Annotated in this window: 21 protein-coding genes and 1 tRNA gene; 11 read left to right on the top strand and 11 right to left on the bottom strand. The window is 62.5% G+C overall.

Features of this window, described 5'->3' with window-relative positions:
- The first annotated feature begins 49 nt into the window (after positions 1-49).
- Positions 50-1183: a bifunctional riboflavin kinase/FMN adenylyltransferase gene (ribF, locus tag ACUIAG_RS04835; protein ID WP_445339225.1), complete on the top strand. Its 1134-nt coding sequence runs from the start codon at positions 50-52 to the stop codon at positions 1181-1183.
- 21 nt (positions 1184-1204) lie between these two features.
- On the opposite strand, the gene ACUIAG_RS04830 is transcribed toward ribF, so the two are convergent.
- The 4 genes from ACUIAG_RS04830 to radA form a co-directional block, all read right to left on the bottom strand.
- Positions 1205-1972, bottom strand: coding sequence for an amino acid ABC transporter ATP-binding protein (locus ACUIAG_RS04830; RefSeq protein WP_101432763.1), 768 nt, complete (start codon positions 1970-1972; stop codon positions 1205-1207).
- Positions 1969-2826, bottom strand: coding sequence for an amino acid ABC transporter permease (locus ACUIAG_RS04825; RefSeq protein WP_045924795.1), 858 nt, complete (start codon positions 2824-2826; stop codon positions 1969-1971). The genes ACUIAG_RS04830 and ACUIAG_RS04825 overlap by 4 nt, the downstream gene beginning before the upstream one ends.
- 25 nt (positions 2827-2851) lie before the next feature.
- On the bottom strand, positions 2852-3715 hold the full coding sequence (locus ACUIAG_RS04820) for an ABC transporter substrate-binding protein (RefSeq protein ID WP_445339224.1): 864 nt from the start codon (positions 3713-3715) through the stop codon (positions 2852-2854).
- Between the two features lie 123 nt (positions 3716-3838).
- Complete coding sequence (gene radA, locus ACUIAG_RS04815; protein WP_445339223.1) at positions 3839-5245, bottom strand: DNA repair protein RadA; 1407 nt, start codon at positions 5243-5245, stop codon at positions 3839-3841.
- Between the two features lie 90 nt (positions 5246-5335).
- On the opposite strand from radA, the gene ACUIAG_RS04810 reads away from it, so the two are divergent.
- Together ACUIAG_RS04810 and ACUIAG_RS04805 are read left to right on the top strand one after the other, a co-directional pair.
- Positions 5336-5986, top strand: a complete 651-nt coding sequence (locus ACUIAG_RS04810; RefSeq protein ID WP_306221274.1) for a hypothetical protein — start codon at positions 5336-5338, stop codon at positions 5984-5986.
- A 67-nt stretch (positions 5987-6053) separates the two neighbouring features.
- A complete protein-coding gene (locus tag ACUIAG_RS04805) occupies positions 6054-6143 on the top strand; it encodes a 30S ribosomal protein bS22 (protein ID WP_004268639.1) in 90 nt (29 codons plus the stop codon).
- A gap of 85 nt (positions 6144-6228) precedes the next feature.
- Here the strand turns inward: ACUIAG_RS04805 and rpiA are convergent, their stop codons facing one another.
- The 4 genes from rpiA to ACUIAG_RS04785 all read right to left on the bottom strand — a co-directional run bounded on the left by rpiA (position 6229) and on the right by ACUIAG_RS04785 (position 10969).
- Positions 6229-6927 (bottom strand): ribose-5-phosphate isomerase RpiA, encoded by a 699-nt coding sequence (rpiA, locus tag ACUIAG_RS04800; protein ID WP_445339222.1) that lies wholly within the window; start codon positions 6925-6927, stop codon positions 6229-6231.
- Between the two features lie 107 nt (positions 6928-7034).
- The gene (locus tag ACUIAG_RS04795; protein ID WP_445339221.1) at positions 7035-8078 is read right to left on the bottom strand and encodes a ribonuclease H family protein; all 1044 of its coding nucleotides are present in this window, start codon (positions 8076-8078) and stop codon (positions 7035-7037) included.
- Between the two features lie 60 nt (positions 8079-8138).
- Complete coding sequence (pgm, locus tag ACUIAG_RS04790; protein ID WP_445339220.1) at positions 8139-9812, bottom strand: phosphoglucomutase (alpha-D-glucose-1,6-bisphosphate-dependent); 1674 nt, start codon at positions 9810-9812, stop codon at positions 8139-8141.
- 62 nt (positions 9813-9874) lie between these two features.
- Positions 9875-10969 (bottom strand): diacylglycerol/lipid kinase family protein, encoded by a 1095-nt coding sequence (locus ACUIAG_RS04785; RefSeq protein WP_101432755.1) that lies wholly within the window; start codon positions 10967-10969, stop codon positions 9875-9877.
- Positions 10970-11190: 221 nt separating this feature from the next.
- Between ACUIAG_RS04785 and ACUIAG_RS04780 the strand changes: the two genes are divergently transcribed.
- From ACUIAG_RS04780 to ACUIAG_RS04750, 7 genes are all read left to right on the top strand, one after another.
- Positions 11191-11868 (top strand): serine dehydratase beta chain, encoded by a 678-nt coding sequence (locus ACUIAG_RS04780; protein ID WP_445339219.1) that lies wholly within the window; start codon positions 11191-11193, stop codon positions 11866-11868.
- Positions 11869-11880: 12 nt separating this feature from the next.
- The gene (gene sdaAA / locus ACUIAG_RS04775) at positions 11881-12756 is read left to right on the top strand and encodes an L-serine ammonia-lyase, iron-sulfur-dependent, subunit alpha (protein WP_445339218.1); all 876 of its coding nucleotides are present in this window, start codon (positions 11881-11883) and stop codon (positions 12754-12756) included.
- Positions 12757-12926: 170 nt separating this feature from the next.
- Positions 12927-14213 carry a serine--tRNA ligase gene (gene serS / locus ACUIAG_RS04770; protein WP_045924786.1) on the top strand — a complete coding sequence of 429 codons (1287 nt, stop codon included), beginning with the start codon at positions 12927-12929 and terminating at the stop codon, positions 14211-14213.
- Between the two features lie 93 nt (positions 14214-14306).
- Positions 14307-14391 (top strand) — tRNA-Ser (locus ACUIAG_RS04765).
- Positions 14392-14561: 170 nt separating this feature from the next.
- Positions 14562-15059: a hypothetical protein gene (locus ACUIAG_RS04760; protein ID WP_101432751.1), complete on the top strand. Its 498-nt coding sequence runs from the start codon at positions 14562-14564 to the stop codon at positions 15057-15059.
- Between the two features lie 178 nt (positions 15060-15237).
- Positions 15238-15669 carry a YbaK/EbsC family protein gene (locus ACUIAG_RS04755; protein ID WP_445339217.1) on the top strand — a complete coding sequence of 144 codons (432 nt, stop codon included), beginning with the start codon at positions 15238-15240 and terminating at the stop codon, positions 15667-15669.
- A 127-nt stretch (positions 15670-15796) separates the two neighbouring features.
- Complete coding sequence (locus tag ACUIAG_RS04750; protein WP_445340374.1) at positions 15797-17356, top strand: ClC family H(+)/Cl(-) exchange transporter; 1560 nt, start codon at positions 15797-15799, stop codon at positions 17354-17356.
- Between the two features lie 24 nt (positions 17357-17380).
- Here the strand turns inward: ACUIAG_RS04750 and ACUIAG_RS04745 are convergent, their stop codons facing one another.
- A complete protein-coding gene (locus tag ACUIAG_RS04745) occupies positions 17381-17992 on the bottom strand; it encodes a Type 1 glutamine amidotransferase-like domain-containing protein (RefSeq protein WP_445339216.1) in 612 nt (203 codons plus the stop codon).
- A gap of 204 nt (positions 17993-18196) precedes the next feature.
- On the opposite strand from ACUIAG_RS04745, the gene ACUIAG_RS04740 reads away from it, so the two are divergent.
- Positions 18197-18859, top strand: a complete 663-nt coding sequence (locus tag ACUIAG_RS04740; RefSeq protein ID WP_445339215.1) for a hypothetical protein — start codon at positions 18197-18199, stop codon at positions 18857-18859.
- 8 nt (positions 18860-18867) lie between these two features.
- On the opposite strand, the gene ACUIAG_RS04735 is transcribed toward ACUIAG_RS04740, so the two are convergent.
- Both ACUIAG_RS04735 and ACUIAG_RS04730 read right to left on the bottom strand, forming a co-directional pair.
- The gene (locus tag ACUIAG_RS04735) at positions 18868-19569 is read right to left on the bottom strand and encodes a LuxR C-terminal-related transcriptional regulator (protein ID WP_445339214.1); all 702 of its coding nucleotides are present in this window, start codon (positions 19567-19569) and stop codon (positions 18868-18870) included.
- A gap of 99 nt (positions 19570-19668) precedes the next feature.
- Entirely contained in the window at positions 19669-20919 is a 1251-nt protein-coding gene (locus tag ACUIAG_RS04730; protein WP_445339213.1) for a PspC domain-containing protein, read from the bottom strand.
- Positions 20920-20951 lie beyond the last annotated feature (32 nt).

The raw sequence follows: 20951 nt of genomic DNA, 5'->3' as shown, positions 1-20951 counted from the left end.
TTTCGGCGCCCGGGTTCGGGGGCCGCCATGACTAAGTGATGGGAAGCGGATGAAGGTCAGCCAGGTCAGCCCGGATGAGTCGGGCATTGTCAGGTGGCCGGGAACCTTGGGGGCCCGGTCCAGTGTGGTCACCATCGGTGTCTTCGATGGCATGCATCGGGGTCATCAGGCCCTCCTGCGCCGGGTGGTCGAGCTCGCGGCCAAGGGCCAGGATCGGCCCATGGCCCTGGTCTTCGACCCCAGTCCCAAACTGGTCCACAGCTACGCCGACAGGCATGACATGGTTGAACCGCCCCCGGATCTGATTCGCCATGACCCTGATCAGATCATGCCGATGGAGGAGCGCTTGCGGCTCATGGCCCAGCTGGGGCTGGAACAGGTTGTGGTGGTGCGATACACACTGGCCTTTGCGGCCAAATCCTATCGGTTCTTCCTCAAGCAGCTTACCGAACGACTGGCCATGCGAACCCTGGTCTTGGGCCGCGATGCGCGAATGGGCGCAGGGCGAAGCGGCGACATCGGAGCCATCGGCGCCCTGGCAGACACCGGACTGTTCAACCTGGAAGTCGTGGACGACCAGGGCCCCGGCGATTGCACGCTGCCTGACGCTGACGGCCTGGAGCGACATCAGGTCAGGGCTTGGAGCAGTACCCACCTTCGGCAACTGATCCAGGAGGGTGACGTGGATACGGCCTTGGATATTCTGGGTCGGCCTCACATGGTTCAAGGCACAGTGGTCCATGGGGAGCAGCGGGGACGCCGCTTGGGATTTCCGACTGCCAATCTTGCACCCGACAGCCAGGGGATGATGCCCGCAGATGGGGTCTATGCGGGCTGGCTGGTTGACCTGGGTCTGCCTACGGATCCCATGGCCACGCCGGAGGGCCGGGAGGGTCGGCTGGCTCAGGGCTCGCCCTGGCGGATGCCTGCCGCTATCTCCATCGGCACCAAGGAGACCTTCCTGGCCCCGGGTGAGCATATGCCACAAGTCCTGGAAGCCAACGCCGTGCGGCCGGATTGGGTGGACCTGTACGGCCACCGGGTTCGCGTGGAGTTTCTCAGCCGTCTGCGCGGTCAGAAGCGGTATGCGGGCGAGGAGCCTCTCAAACGACAGCTGGCCTTGGACGCCGATCGCACCTTGGAGCTGACCAAGGCGGCAGAAAGAGCGTTTTCCGCCAACTGAAGACTGCAGGAATCTGGGAGCTCACAGCCCTCGGAAGTGGCTGAAGAACTCCCTGGTGCGAGGATTCTCAGACTCGTCCATGACCTCTTGCGGCGTTCCGTTCTCGGCGATGACACCGTCCAGCAGCAGAACCACCCGGTTGGCTGCATGATGGGCGAAACTCATTTCGTGGGTGGCCATGAGGATGGTGGTGCCTCCGGCAGTCAGCTCGGAGACCATGGCCAGGACCTCGCCCACCAGCATGGGGTCCAGGGCTGAGGTGATCTCATCCAGCAAGAGCAGTTCCGGGTCGGTCATCAGGGCTCGGGCGATGGCCACCCGCTGCTGCTGGCCGCCGGAGAGCTGGTCGGGGTATGCTCCGGCCTTCTTCCTCATGCCGATTCGGTCCAGCAGTTCCAGAGCTCGCTCCCTGGCCTGATCCTTGGGCATGCCGTGGACCTTGATGGCCCCCAGGGTCACGTTTTTCAGGACGTTCATGTGGGGGAAGAGGTTGAACTGCTGGAAGACCACGCCGATTCTGGCTCGGCAGGCATCCTGGTTGATCCGGGGGTCGGTAATATCGGTGCCGCCCAGCCAGATCCTTCCGTCGTTGACGGTCTCCAGCAGGTTGATGCACTTCATCAGGGTGGACTTGCCCGAGCCGGAGGGGCCCAGCAGGGCCACGGTCTCATGGGGCATGATGGTCATGGAGATGCCGCGCAGGACCTTGTTGCCGCCAGGGTAGGTCTTTCGAACATTCTCCAGACGGAGCACCGGCTGGTCCTGTTCGGCGCCTGCCTGTTCGCTCATACCATGCCTCCGCTCTGTTCGCGCTTGCGCAGCCGGTTGGAATACCAGTCGTTGAGAAGAATGAAGGGGACCGAGGTGGCGATGAAGAGCACCGAGGCCACCACGTATGGAGTGAAGTTGTAGGAGGTGGCCACGATGATCTGGGCCGCCCTGACCGCGTCCACAGCCCCTAGAACCGAGATCAGTCCCACGTCCTTCTGCATGGAGATGAAGTCGTTCATCAGTGCCGGAGCCACCTTGCGCAGGGCCTGGGGGATGACGACCAGACGCATGGTTTGCCCCGAGGTCAGGCCAAGCGAGCGTGCCGACGCCCTCTGGGAGGGGCCAACGTCCTGGAATCCTGCCCTCAGCACCTCGGCGATGTAGGCCGAATAGGAGAGGATGATCGCCACAGTGCCCAGCAGGGCTGCCGGAATCCGGTTGAAAATGGCCAGCCCGGGAATGCCGAAGCCGATCAGGTAGAGAACCACGATCATGGGGATGCCTCTCATGATCGTGGTGTAGACCTGGGCCAGCACCCGCAGGGGGAAGAGCAGCGGGTTCCGGCTGGTGCGGATCATGGCCAGCAGGGTGCCCAGCAGTGCCACGCCGATGACTGCGAAGAAGAGGACCTCCAGATTGAGCCAGAGCCCCTGGAGGACCTTGGGGAAGGCTTGGGCGAAGTAGGCACCGGAGAAAAACGACTGCTTGACCCGGGGCCAGCCAGGTGAGGCGTGCAGACCCAGGGCGATCAGCAGTGCCAACACCAGCGTGCTGGCGATGCTGATCGCCACAGAGCGCAGATTCTGTCGACGCCCGTAGCGTTCCCGTTCCCGTTGGATATCGCTGACCGCGTCCTGTGCCGAGGTGGCCATGAACGACAAGGTTTCCTTTCTTCTCTCAGCCCAGCATGGGCAGGGAGGTGTAGACGTGCAGCCACTGCTTCTGCAGCTTGTCCAAGGTTCCATCCTTCTTCAGGGCCGTGACAGCCTTGGAAGCGGCAGGGGTCAGCTTGGAGCCCTTGGGCAGGACTATGCCCATGCCCTCCGGGTCCTGAGAGCCCTTGATCTGCCCGAGGATTTTGGCGTTCTTGACCTGCCCGGAATCGACCATGGTCACGGCTGACGGGGTGTCCACGACCAGCGCGTCGATCTGATTGGCATCCAAGGCCTGGGACGAAGCCACGTCGTCGTTGAAGGTGTCGATGTCAGGCTTGACAAGTTTGTGAGCCATCTCGTAGGAGGTGGAGCCGACCATGGCTCCTATCTTGGCGTCCTTGATCTGGGCAAGGGAGGTTGCGGAAGCATATGGGGAGTTTTTTCTGACGACCAGCGACTGGGTGGAGTTGTAGTAGCTGGGAGTGAAGTCCACAGCCTGACGGCGCTCCGGGGTGATGGAGAACTGCTGGATGTTCAGATCGTAGTCCTTGCTGCCCGGGGCGATGGCGGCATCAAAGGTGGTCCGGGTCCAAGTGACGTGTGCCTTGTCAAATCCCATTTTCTCTGCCACTGCATAGGCCACGGCCGCCTCGTAGCCCTTGCCGGATTCGGGCTTGTTGTCCTGCACGTATGGGGCGTAGGCCGGATCTCCGGTGGCAATGGTCAGGGTGCCGGGTTTGATGGTCTGCTGGGTGATGTCCTGCTTGTCTGCTGACTGCCCGCTGTTGCCCGATGAGGAGCCACAGGCCGCGCCGGCCATGAGCGTGACTGTCGTGAGTGCGGCCGCCGTCAGCCTGCGTATGGTTTTCCTGGTGAAGATGGTCATGCTGATCTGCTCCTCGCGATGATGATGGGTGTCGGTCTTCCGGCGACTCCATCCTAGTCCGGCAGGTTAACGAGTCGGCGGGTGAGCGCCATAGGGTGCGATAGGGGACCAGCGGCCACCGGCTCAGACCAGTCCCAGGGTCTCCAGGGCCTCGGCCAGATAGGTGACCTCGACCACTTCCAGTCCCTGAATGGACTTGCGACCTCTTGAATGCCTGTCGGGCGGGACCAGCGCTCGTGTAAATCCCAGCCGAGCGGCCTCCTGTAGGCGGTGGTTGAGCTGAGGAACAGGCCTGACCTGCCCGGTCAGCGATATCTCGCCCATGGCACAGGTCGTGCGCAGGATGGGCCGGGACTTGGCTGCACTGGCCAGGGCGGCCACAATGGCCAGGTCGCATCCGGGCTCCTTGGCCAGCCCGCCGGCGATGGTGGACACATACAGGTCCCTTGTCAGCAGGTTGACCCGGCCGTGACGGTAGAGCACAGCAGCCAGCATGGCCAGGCGGTTGGCATCGATCCCGTTGGTGTTGCGTCTGGGCGTGGGCAGAACCGAGGAGGTGACCAGGGCCTGGATCTCGATGGGCAGGCTGCGGTGGCCGTCCAAGGTGAAGGTCACACAGGTGCCCTCCACCTCCTGCCCGGTCGTGGACAGGAAGAGCCCGGTGGGATCGCTGACCTCCTCGATGCCCTGTTCGCTCATGTCGAAGCAGCCCACCTCGTCGGTGGGGCCGAACCGGTTCTTGACGGCCCTCAGCAGGCGCAGGGCTGTCTGGGAGTCGCCTTCGAACTGGCAGACCACATCGACCAGATGCTCCAGGGTCCGCGGCCCGGCTATGGAGCCGTCCTTGGTCACGTGGCCGACCAAGAGGATGGGGATGTCGTGCGACTTGGCCATGTCGATCAGGCTGATGGCCACCTCACGCACCTGTGTGGAGCCTCCGGAAATGCCGTCAACCTGGTTGGAGACGATGGTCTGGGCGGAGTCCACAATGGCCAGCGCCGGCTTCTCACGCTCGATCAGCCCCAGCACCGTGGCCAGGTCGGTTGTGGAAGCCAGCAGCAGCGAGTCCTTGAGGGCCCCCACCCGGCTAGCCCGCATCCGTACCTGGGCCTGGGACTCCTCGCCCGACAGGTAGAGCACCTTGCCTCCCTGGCCGCCCCGGCCGGCTACGCGGCCGGCTGTCTCCAGCAGGAGGGTGGACTTGCCTATTCCCGGCTCGCCGGCAAGGAGGATGACCGACCCGGGTACGATGCCTCCGCCCAGCACTCGGTCGAACTCCTCGAATCCTGTGGGGATGCGCTTGACCTGGTCCGTGCCCACCCTGGTGATGGGCCGGGCCAGGCCGGTCTTTGGAGGCGCAGGCGCCGTATGGCTGCCTCCTGAGGAGGACAAGCCCCCTCCTGCACCCACGCGGGCTTCGTGGAACTCTTCGATGGTTCCCCACTGGCCGCATTCCGGGCAGCGTCCGAACCACTTGCCGCCGGTCCATCCGCACTCCGTGCACACGTATTGCGTCGTCGTCTTGGCCATACCTGCACGCTATCGGGATTCAGGGACGAGGGCCCGGGCTTTCACGCCATCTTCGCAGTGCCGACACCCCGCCCATGAGAGAATGGAGGCATGGCTGACAATCCTTCTGCACCCCTGTCCTCTTCGCCCGATTCCTCTGCGCATGCCCGGCAACGCCGTCGACGTATAGGCGTGGTCATCGCCTTGGCTGCGGTAGTGGTTCTGGTGCTCCTGTCGGCCTTCGTATGGCCGCACTGGGCGGTGCGCAGCCAACAACCAGACGCACAGGCTCAGACCTCCGCTTCTTCACGTCCCTCCCAGGCCAGTCCAAAGGCCACGGCGGCGCCCCTGCCGGACTCGGCCTCGGAGCTGCTCAAGGCCATGCCTGACACAGTGGGCGGCTTCGCCCGAGTCAAGGCTGATTCCGACAGCGAGTGGAGCACGCGTACGCCTATAGAGGAGTACAGCCTGGTCTACTCCACCGGCAGATCGGGCGGGGACGTGACCCTCCACCTGGCCCAGTGGTCCAGGAGCGAGGATGCCAAGGCCCTCTACGACAGCCAGTCCACAGGCATGTCCGGCAAGGAGCTGGCCTCGGGCAAGGTTCGCAGCGGCGGCACGGTCACCGGATCCTACCTGGAGAAGGCGGATGGTGACGACGAGCACAAGGCGCTGGTCATCTGGCAGAACGACACGGTGGTCTTCCGTGCCCAGGGTCAGCGGACAGCGCTGGAGGCTTTCTATAAGGCCTTCCCGCTCTGATCGTCCCCCAAACGGTGTACGATAAGCAAGTTGGACACTTCCAGGTAACTAAGGATCGGAGGCTCGGATGGGTTCTGTCATCAAGAAGCGCCGCAAGCGGATGAGCAAGAAGAAGCACCGCAAACTGCTGCGCAAGACTCGTCACCAGCGCAAGTAGCTCTTTATGGCTTATGGCCCGCTAGGGCCGACGAAGCCCCCCGCATCGATTGGACGCGGGGGGCTTCGTGTATATCCGTCTATTTTCACTTGTTGGCGTTGGTCATGACCCTGGGACCATTGGGGTCGCCCACGATAACTGTGTCAACCATGTTGAGGAAGAGACCGTGCTCCACGACGCCCACGGTAGTGATCAAATCCTGAGCCAGATCCTGAGGGTGCTCGATCCGATCCAGATGCAGGTCGATGATGTGGTTGTGCTCGTCGGTCAGGACCGGCTGTCCCTGGCCGTCCAGCCGCAGTACCGGGTTGTAGCCGCGCTCCTTGAAGCGATCCAGGACGTGGCGCTCGCCGAAGGGGATGACCTCCACCGGCAGGGGGAAGCGGCCGATGGTGTCGACCACCTTGGACTCGTCCACGATCCAGACGATCTTTCGAGAGTTGGTGGCTACGATCTTCTCCCAGAGCAGGGCTGCGCCGCCGCCCTTGATGCCGTTGAAGTTCTTGTCGACCTCGTCGGCACCGTCGATGGTGACGTCGATGTGGTCTACCTGGTCGATGTCGACGATGCGGATTCCGTAGCCTTCAGCCTGTTCCTTGGTACGCCGAGAGGTGGTCACGCCGGTGAACTCCAAGCCCTCTTCCTTGACGCGCCGTCCAAGCTCATCCACGAAGAACCGAACCGTGGATCCGGTGCCCAGCCCGGCGGTCATGCCGTTCTCGACCAGCTTGGCTGCCTCGATGCCGGCGGCTTTCTTCAGTCTGTCCTGCTCGGTCTTGTCCATAGACGCTCCTTCATGCCCGTCATGCCCTTAACGGCTGATATCCGCGGGTCTTGTTCGTTCAGGTTCACTCCAGTGTAGACGATGGCCCTTGACGGTCCATGAACAGCTCAATCCTTGACTTCGATGGCATGCAGACGGAATGGGGCCTCCTGGATGATCACGTAGCCGTCAGGGTCGATGGCGGCGTCCAGATCAATGCTGCCGACTATATGCAGGTCCTGTCCGGTGAACATGCTGCTGCCAGACGGAGGAGGCGTGATGCGGATCCGGCCGCTGGCTCTCAGCCCTCGAGCGCCGGAATTCTTGGTCTCTTGGTCAACCGTGTCGGTGTCCGAAGTATCGTTGAAAGCCGGCGAGGGGTTGTCTTTTTGATCATCGGCTATGTCAGAAGCGGGCGTGTCATTGATGGCTTTAGACGGCACGTCGTCCCGCTCATCTGCTGCTGCGGCCGGCGACCCTGAGAATGTTGCGGCTACGGACTCGGCTTGCTCGGCATCCACGGCCTCGGATTCGACGGCGGTTTCGGCCAGGTCCTTCTGCTCTTTCTGGTCCAGGCGAACCTTCTTGCGGCCAAGATCGTCCAGAACCTGGGGTCCTCCGTCCAGCTCCTCCTTGACTGTGGACGGCACCTGCGTGCCCTTGGCGTAGGGGGAGGCCAGCAGTGATCGCCAGCCCTCAACGGGCAGACAGCCTTCCCGGTCGCCCTTGCCTGCAGCTGTGGCGTAGCCGCGGGCCAGCGTGTCCACTTTCTCGTTGAAGGTGTTGCCGGCGTGGCCCTTGACCCAGACAAACCTGACCGATCCAGGCCGCGTCTGGATCTCCTGGTCGATGGCTTCAATAAGCGGGCGGTTCTTGACCGGCTTGCCCTGGGAGTTCTTCCAGCCCTTCTTCTTCCACCCGGGCACCCAGGTGGTGGAGCAGTTGATGGCGTATTGGGAGTCGGTTTCGATGATCAGCGGGCGCTCGCCTGGGTGGGCTCGGAGCGCCTGCAGGACGGCGCACAACTCGCCAATCTGATTGGTGCCGTTGCTTGCGCCGCCTGCATCCGCGTCGCCGCCCTCATGATCGGCCCAGGCCCAGCCCATGGGGCCGTTGGGATTGCTCAGTGCGCTGCCGTCGGTCGAGACGACCAGATTCTTGTCATTGGTCATGATTCCAGTCTAGACAGGGAAACAAAGAACCCTCGTGCCAGCGATGGTCTTGTCCGCAGTTCAGCCCAGGGCCTTGGCTACTACCTGGTCGGCATCGTCCAGAACCTGGTCCAGGGCCTCGGGGGAAATGAAGGATTCGGCGTAGACCTTGTAGATGTTCTCGGTGCCGGAGGGGCGGGCGGCGAACCAGTTGTTCCGGGTGGTCACCTTGATGCCGCCGATTTTGGCCCCGTTGCCCGGGGCTTCGGTCAGCTTGGCAGTGATGGGCTCGCCGGCCAGGGTGGAGGCCGTCACATCGTCCCCGTTCAGCCGGGCGAACTTCTGCTTCTGCTCCAATGTGGTCGGGGTGTCCACCCGCTTGTACCAGCTTTGGCCGAAGCGCTCCACCTGCTCCTGGTGGAGCTGGGCCGGGTTCTTTCCGGTCTTGGCTGTGATCTCGGCAGCCAGGAGGTCGGGGATCAGCCCGTCCTTGTCGGTCGTCCAGACGCGGCCGTCCCGACGCAGGAAGCTCATCCCGGAGCTCTCCTCGCCGCCGAAGGCCACCTCTCCCTTGAAGAGGGGGTCGACGAACCACTTGAAGCCCACAGGCACCTCGATCAGCCTGGCGCCTATGGAGGCAGCCACACGGTCGATCAGAGAGGAGGAGACCAGGGTCTTGCCGATGCCGGCGCCTTTAGGCCATCCGGGACGGTTGCCGGAGAAGAGGTATTCCACGCAGACGGCGATGTAGTGGTTGGGATTCATGACCCCAGTTCCTGGGCAGACAATGCCATGCCTGTCGGCGTCCGGATCGGTGCCGCCCACCAGGTCGTAGGAGCCCCAAGCCCCTGCATTCAGGCGATCCACCAGGCCCTTCATGGCATAGGGGGAGCTGGGATCCATGCGGATCTTCCCGTCGTGGTCGATGGTCATGAACCGCCAGGTCGGATCCACCTCGGGGTTGACGACGCCGATGTTCAGCCCGTACTTTTCGTTGATCAGCGGCCAGTAATTGACCGAGGCCCCGCCCAGCGGATCGATGCCCAGGCGGACCCCAGAGGATCTGATCAGGTCGAAGTCGATGACATTGCCCAGGTCGGCCACGTAATGTTCCCGGTAGTCGAAGCGCTCCACCAGGTCGGATTTGACGGCATCTTCGAAAGGTATCCGCTTGACCTGCCTGTAGTCGCCCAGGAGCTCGTTGGCCCGTTGCGCTATGGCGTTGGTGGTTTCGGCCGGGGCCGGGCCGCCTGTGGGCGGGTCATACTTGAACCCGCCGTCGGTGGGCGGGTTGTGGGAGGGAGTGACCACGATGCCGTCGGCCAGGTCCTCGCCGGAGAAGCGCTGGGTCCCGTCGGCCGCCCGGTTGTGTGTCAGGATGGCCTGAGAGACGGTGGGGGTGGGAGTGTAGTCATCATTGGCGTCAATGCGCACCCGTACGCCGTTGGCTGTCAGGACCTCGATAGCGGTCTTCCAGGCAGGCAGGGAGAGGGCGTGGGTGTCGCGGCCCAGATAGAGCGGTCCGGTGACTCCATCCTTGGCTCGCTGTTCGGCTATGGCCTGGCTGATGGCCACAATATGGGCCTCGTTGAAGGAGGTGGTCAGGGCGGAGCCACGATGCCCGGAGGTGCCGAAGGACACCCGCTGGGAGGGCGTGGAGGGGTCGGGGATGAGATCGTAGTACCTGCCGATCAGATCGTCGACGTTGATCAGATCTTCCGGGCTGGCAGGCTTGCCCGCGTTCTGTGCTGTCATGCCTCCCATCATGCCACCCCGGCATGAGAAAGCATGCAGATGGGGAACAGACTCCTTTGGTCTCAGTCGGACTGGGGCACCCGCACGTTCAGAGCCCGGTGCTCAACACTGAGTGCGAGGTGGCAGGTCTCGCCCAGAATGTCGCCGTCCACCTGAGCCAAGGCGGGCTTTTCCAGGCGGATTTCTGCCTTGGTTCCCTGCAGCTGGACGATGGTGGAGTTGGTCGACAGGGGGCTCTGGCTGGCTTTTCGGGTGATGGTCTGATGCATGACGTCTCCGAAGAGGTTGGCCCAGCCGATCAGGCCAGCGGAGGTGTCGATGATCTCGAAGTCCAGGATGCCGTCCTCGTAGGAGGCGTCGGGCATCAGGGAGAATCCTGGGATCTCCCCGCAGTTGCCGGCCATGAAAGTGCGGAAGGTCACCGAGGTGTTGGTCTGTGTGACCTGGTCGGGCCGGGTGATGGTGATGTCAGCTGTGTACTTGGGCGCGAACAGATGTTTGGCGCCGCTGATGAAGTAGGCCAGCCAGCTGACCGTCTTCTTCAGATTGGGGTCGGTGTCATCAATCATCAGGGCGTCGAAGCCGATGCCGGCGATGATCAGGAAGGCATGACCGCGGCCTTGTTCCTGATCGTCCTGGTCCAGCAGAGCCATGCGGCCCACGTCGACCTGGGTGGATCCGTACGAGGTGGCCACGGCCAGGGCGGCGTCCAGATCGCCAACGGGAATGCCCATGTTCCTCGCGAAGAGATTCCCGGTCCCTATAGGGATGATGCCCATGACATGGTCGCTGGATGCCATGGCGCTGGCTACGGTGCGTACGGTCCCGTCCCCGCCCACGGCAACGACTACGTTGGCTCCGCGCTCCAGTGCCATGCGGGCGCAGGCCTTTCCGTCCCGATCCAGCTGGGTTTCGATGAAACTGAATTCGCGGATGCCCTTGTCCCGGCAGTATTGCTGGATGCGCTCGCGGGCAGCGGCGGCCTGGGGCTTGGAGGGGTTGATGACGAAAGCGTAGCTGAGCTGGTCGTCATCCCGGGCCAGGATCTGCATGGCGAACCTATGCCGTCTTTGGGCGCGGATGATCAACACCACTGCTGTGACGACAATGGCCGCCACCGCCAGGATGCCGAGGATGACGACCGCTGGAATTGGCATGATTCTATTGTGCGCGCGGTGTCGACCCGAATCCCCCTGGGTGTGTCCGACGTGAACGAACCCTCTACAGCAATCACGCTGACAGTATGAGCTGATTGAGTTATGAAAAGCGGAAAGTTATGATGTCATTCGGTCCATGTGGTTCCTTCAGCCTGGAGCTGCAACGGCTTCGTGCGCTGGAAGTCCGGGAAAGCCCGGGGGTATGGGAAGAGGAGGCGGGCATGGATAAGTACAAGAGCGTGTTCGACATCATAGGACCCATCATGATTGGCCCCTCCAGCTCGCACACGGCTGGGGCCGTGGCCATCGGTCGGGTTGGCCACATCCTTGCCGGCGGTGTCCCCAGCCGTGCCGACATTCATTATTATGATTCCTTCGCTCGCACGCACAGCGGTCACGGTACCGACTATGCCATCATCAGCGGCCTGTTGGGTTTTGCGCCGGATGACTCCCGGGTGCCCGATGCCATCGGCATCGCCCGCAGGCAGGGCATGGATTTGACCTTCCACGAGGAGGATGAACCCAGTCCCATCGACCACCCGAACACCGCCGTCCTGGACTTGCGGGGCCCAGCCGGCCGGGTGATCTACGCGGCTTGCTCCATCGGGGGCGGAACCATTGAAGTGCGGCGTATCAACTTGGACGGCTGCCTGATCACTCCTCCAGGGCTTTTGCCCATCCTGCTGGTGGAACTGGATGAATCCGACAAGGGCTCCAGTCGTCGGTTGGAGCGCATACGCGATCTGCTCCGGGAAGAGGGCGTGACCAAGCAGACCAGGTATGAGCCCGCGGGTCCGGCCGGCACGGCGGTGTACGAGTTCGATTTGGACAATCCGCTGTCCACGCAGCGGCAGCAGCAGATTGCCGGTCACTCGTTCCGGATGATTTATATCGACTAGGAGGCATGGCGCATGTTCACTTCGATCGCTGAACTCGTGAGTATGGCTAAAGAGCGCAGCTCGTCGATATCCGAAGTGGCCATCGACGAGGAAGTGCGGCGTTCGCGCCAGACGCGTGAGCAAATATGGGCAAGAATGGCCAAGAACCTGCAGGTCATGCAGGCTGCCGTGGCCAGGGGGTCCCAGGGCGATGGCGTGTTTTCCAAGACTGGGCTGAGCGGTGGCCAGGCCGCTCTGCTGGATCATTACCGGAAGATGCGAACCAGTCTGAGCGGCGATGCCATGTTGCAGGCCGTTGAGGCCGCCATGGCCACCAATGAGGTCAATGCGGCCATGGGCATCATCTGCGCGACGCCCACGGCCGGTTCCTCGGGAACCCTGCCCGGAGTGCTCACCGTGCTCAAGAACCGACTGGGGCTGGATGACGATGGGCTGATCCGTTGCCTGTTCACGGCAGGCGCTTTCGGGCTGGTCACGGCCAACAAGGCGATGATCTCAGGAGCTACAGGCGGCTGCCAGGCCGAGGTGGGCAGCGCATCCGGCATGGCTGCAGCTGCTGCGGTTGAGGGTGCAGGAGGCGATCCTGATGCCAGCGCCCAGGCCTTCGCCATCGCCATGAGCAATCTGCTGGGACTGGTCTGTGATCCCGTGGCCGGACTGGTGGAGGTGCCTTGCGTCAATCGCAACGCCATCGGCACTGCCAACGCTTTGATCGCTGCTGACATCGCCTTGTCGGGTGGCGTCAGCAGGATCCCGCCGGACGAGGTCATCGCAGCCATGAAGTCCATCGGCGAAAGCATGCCCTCATCACTGAGAGAGACCGGCATAGGCGGACTGGCTGGCACTCCCACCGGCAAACGGTTCCGCAAGACTGTATTCGGCAAGTGATGCGTGGCAGACGCATATAAGGGACGGGTGGTTCGCGTCTGCCCTCCCGGCGTGGCTGCTTCCCCTGGCTGGTCGGCGGCGGCCGGGCCGGTTGCAGCAGAGGCCATGGGACTCGGAAAGAGGTGTGCGGGGCCGGTTTCCGTGTCCTTTGAAAGTCATACAATTCAGATATGTTAGATATCAGGTTCATTCAGGAACATCCGGATGTTGTCCGTGAATCACAGCGCAAACGCGGCGAATCGGTCGAACTCGTCGACGAGGTGCTGAAGGCGGACAGCGAGCGCAGGGCTGCACTCCAGGATTACGAGAGCTGCAGGGCCGAGCAGAAGTCGCTCGGCAAGCGCATGGGTTCGGCGTCTCCTGATGAGAAAGCCGACCTTCTGGCTCGGACCAAGAGCCTGTCCGAGAAGGTGAATGCCTGCAAGTCAGCTTCCGACCAGGCCAACGCCAGGTACACCGATCTCATGTGGAAGTTCAGCAACGTAGTGGAGCCCGAGGCGCCCGAGGGCGGCGAGGACGACTACGTGGTGGTCAAGAAGGTCGGCACCCCGCGCGACTTCACCAAAGAGGGCTTCGAGCCTAAGAACCACCTGGACCTGGGCGTGGGCGTGGCTGGCATCGACATGCGCAGGGGCGTCAAGATTTCCGGTTCCCGCTTCTACTTCCTGAGGGGGGACGTGGCCCGGCTGGAGATCGCCATGCTGACCATGGCCGTGGACCAGGCCATGGAGCATGGATTCATTCCCACCATTACACCCACCTTGGTCCGGCCTGAGGTCATGGCCGGCACCGGCTTCCTGAATGCCCACGCCGACGAGATCTACCGTCTGCGTGAGCCTGACGACCAGTATCTGGTGGGCACGTCGGAGGTCTCCCTGGCCGGCATGCACGAGGATGAGATTCTGGATCTGAGCCAAGGCCCGCTGCGCTACTGCGGCTGGTCCAGCTGCTACCGGCGGGAGGCTGGCTCCGCCGGCAAGGACACCATGGGCATCATCCGCGTCCACCAGTTCGACAAGGTGGAGATGTTCGTCTACTGCAAGCAGGAGGACTCCCGTGATCAGCACCAGCAGTTGCTGGCCATGGAGCAGGAGATGCTGGCCAAGGTGGACGTGCCCTACCGGATCATCGACACCGCCGCAGGAGACCTGGGATCCTCGGCAGCGCGCAAGTTCGACTGCGAGGCCTGGGTGCCCACCCAGGGTCGCTACCGCGAGCTGACGTCAACCTCCAACTGCACCGAGTACCAGGCCCGCCGCCTCAACGAACGCGAGCGGTTGGAGGACGGCTCCACGCGTCCTGTCAGCACCCTGAACGGGACCCTGGCCACCACCCGTTGGCTGGTCGCCATCCTGGAGAACCACCAGAACGCCGACGGTTCCATCGTCATCCCTGAGGCCATGCGCTCCTATGTGGGCGGCAAGGAGGTCATCGAGCCCAAGACCTGGGAGGCCTGAACCGCCTCTGCCGAGGTTGGTCGACATTCCGTTGGTGGTTGGACCAACCTTGATGTCGTATGATAAGTGGCGTGCCTGATTGGCACGTCTTTTGGACAGGTGTCTGAGCGGCCGAAAGAGACGGTCTTGAAAACCGTTGTGGCGCAAGCCACCGCGGGTTCGAATCCCGCCCTGTCCGCCTGATTGATGCCCCGGAGCTCATTCCGGGGCATTCTTGTATTCGCTTAAAATCCCGTGTTCGCAGAGCGGTTTGGGCTGGAACATGGTGCCTACAATGATGGATGGTAGCCATGCTTAATCACGCGGGTCGACCCTTGGGTGCCGGCTCTGCAAGGGAAAGGTCGGGTCGTGGATCAATTCATCGCCATTGTCTCTCTGATCGGAGATTGGTTGCTTTTCACATTCCCACTCTTCCAGGGGCTGATGGAGCTGCAGGAATATCAGGAGCTCCTGGACGACTTTGATCAGCTCAGCAAGAATTGGGATGAGGTCTCGCCCTGGTGGTGGCTGGTGCCCATCGTCAAGATTCAGTTGGAACGCAAACGCGGGCACGAAATTCTCCGTCAGGCTACCAGAACCCGGTCAGAGCGTCGACGGGCGCTGAGCTTCCTTGACCAGGCGACTGCCTGGTATTTCGTGTCGGTCGCAGGCTGGCTGAAGATGATCTCCTCCTCTTATGAATTGCTTGAGACATACGATGCCGAAGAGAACATATGGCTGTTGGTCCTTCTCGTCGTCCTGCTGACCTCCGGCGGTCTCTTCAACGCTTACTATCGCATAGACAGAAAGCGGATAGGCCAGAAGGAGAAGGAGCTGAAGCCCGACTCAGAGGTGGCCAACGACTGACAAGGTGCTCATGAGCCTAGACAATGACAACGCTGAACCTGCTGCAAGAGCAGATCTTGGCGCTTTGAGCAGTATGGGTAAGAGACCAGTGAACGCGGGGAACAGGATGGTTCCCTTGTCCGTGCGAGAGCATTTGGACGGCTTGGGGACGAATTGGCGCGTCGTACAGCATCCGCCCTTGGACACCATCGACCAGGGCATGGAGCTGGACATTGCTGACCTGCTGGGGCTCTCTGTGGAAAACCTGTCCAAGTTCCTGCTGCTGGAGGACGCTGGAGGTCTGCTGATACTTCTGGTGGCCCAGGGCATAAGGCGGCCTGATTTGCGCCAGGTGCGGGAAGTGGTCGGATGCCGAAGGCTGCACATGGCCCCGGCTGCCACCCTGCGCCAGCGTCTGGATACGATGCCGGGGCGGGTCTCGCTGCTGGATCTTGTGGACTATCGCGGCCAGGTGGATACCGTTGTCCTGGACGGTAATCTTGTGGCAACTGATCAACAGACAGCACTACCGCTGGGCTCCGATGAGGTGTCCGTCTGTCTGCCCGGCTCCTGCCTGCCGGATCTTGCAAGGAAGCTGGTATCCCAGGTGCTCATACTGCCGGAGAGTTGAAGCCGTCGACTCAGCCATTGCTCCTGGTCTCTGCCCTGAGAGAAGCTGGAAACCGTTGTGCGCGAAGGAGGGAAGGAGCAGACCGGTGAGGCTGAATCCGTCTAGAGGAAAGCCGTCGGCAGATGAGATGGATCAGACCCATCGTTCCGACCAGCTGCAGGCGACCAGATCGGGTCGAGCAAGCCGGTGGCTGGTGGCGTTCAGGGCCGCCTGTTGCGGACTGTTGGTGGGAGTGCTGGTGGTGCTCTACCGGCAGGGCATCGGCTACGGCACACAGTTCGCTCGATGGGCCTACGCACAGATGCGTGACCGGCCCCTGATGATTCTTCCCTGGCTGCTGGCTGCCATGCTGGTAGGCCTGGCCTTGGCCTGGATGATCCGCCGGGTTCCCATGGCCTCCGGCTCCGGCATCCCTCAGGTGGAGGGCGTGGTCATCCACGGCATGCGCATGCCTGCCCTCCCTGTGCTGGGTGTACGCTTCCTGGGCGGTCTGGCCTGCGGCATGTTCGGCCTGTCTCTGGGGCGTGAGGGGCCCTCGGTACAGATCGGCGCAGCCGGTTCCCAGATGGTTTCCCGAGGATTGCGCCGAGACCGTGTGGAGGAGACCTGCCTGGTGACCTCCGGCGCGGCTGCCGGTCTGTCTGCAGCCTTCAACGCGCCCTTGTCGGGGATGGTCTTCGCCCTGGAGGAGATCCACCGCTCCTTTTCGCCAATGATTCTTCTGTCAGCAGCCATGGCCTGCCTGAGTGCTGATTTCATCGCCAAAAACCGCTTCGGCCTGCGCCCGGTCCTGGACTTTACCGCTATGCCCCAGTTGACCATTGCCCAGTATCTGCTGATGATCCCCCTTGGGCTGGTGGCCGGCCTTGTGGGAGCTGCCATGAACCGTCTGCTGCTGGGAGCGCAGAGCCTTTACAGCCATCTGCCCTCGAAGCTGGGACCGGTGATCTCCCTCTTCCTGGCCCTACCGGTCGGATTGGTGCTGCCTGCTGTTCTGGGTGGCGGCGAGGATCTGATCGGCAAGGCGGAAGGCGTTCGTGAGCTGGCCTGGTCGGTGGCCGTCAACCTGCTGGTTCTGCTTCTGGTCAAGATGCTCTTTACGGCCAGTTCCTTCGGCAGCGGCGCCCCCGGTGGCATCTTCATGCCCATTTTGGCAGTTGGCACACTGGCTGGGTCCCTGTGCGGGATGGGTGCGGCCGCCCTGGGAATGCCCGTTCGGATCATTCCGGTCTGCGCGGTCTGTGCCATGGCAGGCACCCTGACGGCCTCGGTCAAGGCCCCCATAACCTCCATCTTTCTGACGGTGGAGATGTCCGGCTCTCTGGTTCACATGCTCCCCGTGGCTCTGTGCGCCTTCACAGCCCTGATGGTGTCTGATCTGCTGGGTGCCCAGCCTATTTACGAGGCTCTGCTGGAACGTTACCGTCGAGGGCATGCTCCCGATGCCCGGGTTTCTGACAGGGTCACTGTGGAGTTTCCGATAGAGCATGGCAGCCCGGCGGCTGGTCGTCTGCTGGGGCAGGTCCCCTGGCCGCACGGATGCGCCGTAGTCGGTCTTCGCCGGGGCGAGCATCGGCTGATTCCTGCTGGTGATCTACGGCTGCTTGCCGGAGACGGTGTCATCCTGCTCTGTCCCGGTGATCGTCTGGATCAGGCCCGACGGGTCATGGAAAGCCTCTGTCGCTGACCGGCCTTCTCTCACTGGTGTTTTCTAGAGGATGGTCAGGCACTGCCCCTGGACTGCCACGGCCTGGCTGTTGCTGATGGCCACCATGGGTCCATCGTCGCCGTAGCGGTCCAGAATTTTCCTGGTCACCTGGGCGAAAGGCTCGGAATCCAGGTGGGGGAGGAGGCGGAAGTCCACCAGACCAAGCCCGGTGGTGGAGTCCAGATCCGGGGCGGCTGAGCGCGGATCCATGGCATCCAGGAAGCCGATATCCGGACCGGTCACCACAGCGCCGGCCGATTCCCCGATATAGGGTTTGCCCTGATCCACCTGCTGCCTGATCAGATCAGCAGCGCCTGAGCGAAGCAGCTCCTGTAGCAGGAAGAAGGTGTTGCCGCCGGACAGGTAGATCAGGTCGTCCTCCTCCAGGCTGCGACGTATGGTCTCCGGACCGGCGGTCGAGACTTCCAGGTCGTCGATCCGGCAGCCCATGTCGGTGAAAGCCCGGCGAGCCTCCTGAACATAACCATCCGAACGCTGCGGAAGGTTGGCCGTGGGGATGAAAGCCACAGTACGATTCTTAGGAGAGCTTTCCAGAAAGGTGGGCAACCTTTCAGCAGTAGCGGAGAATGAGGATGTGAGTAGCAGCCGACGCATGACGGCTCCTTTCATGTCAGGCGGGACTTCCGCCCCGGGCAGATCGCAAAGCGTAAGACCCGATCATTGCTGGCTTCAATATATCCATGCAATGGTCTTCGCCTAGTGATTGACCACGTTGTAGGCTCAGATGCCTAGTCTGGGGGCATGGCAAGGCAGCATCAGGAGTTACGGCAGGGATCTGGTCAAGGCGTATCGCGCGACATGTCAGGCGAGGATAAATTCAGCGATGACCGCCCCGATCCAGTAGCTCCCGGCGGCAGCATTCTCTTCGCTCTGCCTGGGACCTTGGTGGATTGGGACCCGCACAGAGCCCTGGTCGGGCAGTACCCTGACGGGGTGGTCGATATGGTGCTGGATCCGAATGACCCTTGGGGCTTTGGCTGTGTCAGCAGACAGATCAATCTGGGCGTGGACCCGCAGCAGGCACTGGCCGACTATGAAACCACTCACGGACCTGCGGTCGCCTGGGTGGTCCGCGTCTGTTTGGAAAACTACACCCTGGCGGTGAAGGGCCTGCTTCCCGGAGCACCGGAGCTGCTGGAAGATCTGCAGCGGGCTGGCCTGACCCTTTGGGGCCTGGCGGCAACGACCCGTCAGCTGACCGAGGCGGCATCCAAGGCCCTTTCGCCGCTGTCTGTCCTGGAGGACGTCCTGATCTCGTCAGAGGAGCATCTGGACCTTTCCGATCCGCTCTTCTATCGTCTGGCCCTTCGTCGCTTCGCCATCAGCCCCGGGCATACGATCTTCGTTGATACGGATTCTGAGCATGTGGCAATTGCTGACCGACTAGGTATGGAGGGGATTGTTGCCCATGACATCAGCAGTCTGCGTCAGCTTCTTCGTCAGCGCGGCATCGCCTGTTGAGCGGACTATCAGACGATGCGGCGGTCTGCGGCCCAGCGGGTGAGTTCGGTTCGGTTGGATAGCTGGAGTTTGCGCAGAACGTTGGAGACGTGGGTCTCAACAGTCTTGATGGAGATGAACAGCTCAGAGGCTACCTCGCGGTAGGTGTAACCACGGGCGATCAGGCGCATGACCTCCTGCTCGCGCGCGGAGAGCCGGTCCAGTTCGTCGTCTTCTGCCTGGCCGGTGTCTGCGGCCTCGTCCTCCTGGAAGGCGGAGAGCACGAATCCAGCCAGCTTGGGGGAGAAGACCGCGTACCCCTCGTGAACCTGGCGGATTGAGGAGACCAGGTCCTTGGCGGAGATGGTCTTGGTCACGTAACCACGGGCTCCGGCGCGGATGACCGAGCCCACGTCCCTGGGCGAGTCGGATACGGAAAGAGCCAGAAAGACCGACCTGGGGGAGAGGGGATGGGAGCGGCTCAGAATTTCAGCACCACCGCCGCCTTGGCCACCGGGCACGTGCACATCCAGCAAAACCACATCGGGACGGGTCTGTCTGACCATGAGAATGGAGGACTCCACGTCTGCCGCCTGACCCACGACGTGGAAATGCGGCTGCAGGGTGGTGATGACGCCGGTACGAAACATCTCATGGTCGTCGACGACGGCCACGCGAATACTTGCGGCCCCATCCTCGGCTTGATGGGGCTCTGCTGCAGTCGTGGTCATGGGCGTGGTTCAGCCCGCCTTTCCCGACGCGGGTCCTCAAGTACAAGTGAGATCCGGACCGGCATGCGTCTGTGAATGAATGGTTCACCATGCATCCTATCATTGCTGGGCCTCAGTTCCCTTTTCAGTCTGACTAACCTTGCCCTCCTGGTGTTGGCTGGCCTCGGACAGAGGCATATGCATCCTGACCTCGGTGCCCCAGCCCGGGCGCGAGACGATCTCGACCCTGCCGCCACGCCGCCGAATCCGGCCGATGATGGACTCTCGGATTCCCAGACGGTCGGCTGGAATCGCATCCATATCGAAGCCAGAACCGTGGTCGCGCACGTAGACCTCAACCTGATTCCTGCGGGCCTCGCAATAGACGGAGATGGGTTCACCACCGTGGGTTACGGCATTGACCAGGGCCTGTCGGGCCGCGTTGAGCAAGGCATCGGTCTGGGCGCAGGGCATGGCATCGCCCACGGTGACTACCTCGATCGGCTTGCCTGAATCGTCCTCCACCTGTGCGGCTATCTGGCTCAGCCCCGTGCTGACGGACCGGTCTGAGGGAGTGCGTTCCTGGTAGAGCCAGTTGCGCAGATCGCGCTCCTGGGAGCGAGCCAGGGTGAAGACGGTATGCGGGTCGTCGGCATGCAGCTGGATCAGGGCCAGGGTCTGAAGAACGCCATCATGCAGATGGGCTGCCATATCGGCCCGCTCCTCCTCGCGTTCCTTCATGGCTCGTTCATCGCCCAGCTGGCTGAGGATCGAGCCTACCCAGGGTACGACCACTGCGGTTACGCCTATAAGAAGCAGGCCGGCCAGGACTATCAGGGTCAGAGCCCAATGCAATTCCTGGGTGGACAGCAGGAAGATCACCGCGGCAGACAGGATCAGGGCCAGGCTGCCGATGAGGGCAGGCAGGTGGTAGCCGGTTCCTTGGTTTTCCGGCCTCAGCCAGGCCAGAACCAGTCCTGCGCAGAAAAGCAGGCAGGGGACGACAAAGGCGGGGCGCATGCCGCTGTTGAGCAGAAAGACGGCAGTCAGCAGGAGGATGATGCCCAGTCCTGCCAGCAGTCTGGTTATCCGCCCGGGACTGATGCTGTGCTCCTCCTTCTGATCTGGCTGTTCAGTAAGGATGCTGGGCGCCAGCGGGGCTGACTTCGGGTCATTCGGTTGGACTGCCTGGGTGGGGTCGCCCTGGGGGAGCGTCAACCACAGAAAGCAGTAGATTACACAGGTGATCAATTTGGGGGCCATAAGCACCATGACCAGGCGGATCCAGAAGACGGGAATGCCCAGGTGTAGGCTGACGCCCTTGCAGACTCCGCACAGGATCCTGCCCTTGTGTGGCCTCATCAGGGGCATGCGCGCAGGGTGCAGAGGAGGTGGTTCCCTCA

This window comes from Bifidobacterium sp. ESL0825, assembly GCF_052606465.1.
Note: the sequence above shows the minus strand (reverse complement) of the source record. Positions and strands in the feature narration are given on the sequence as shown.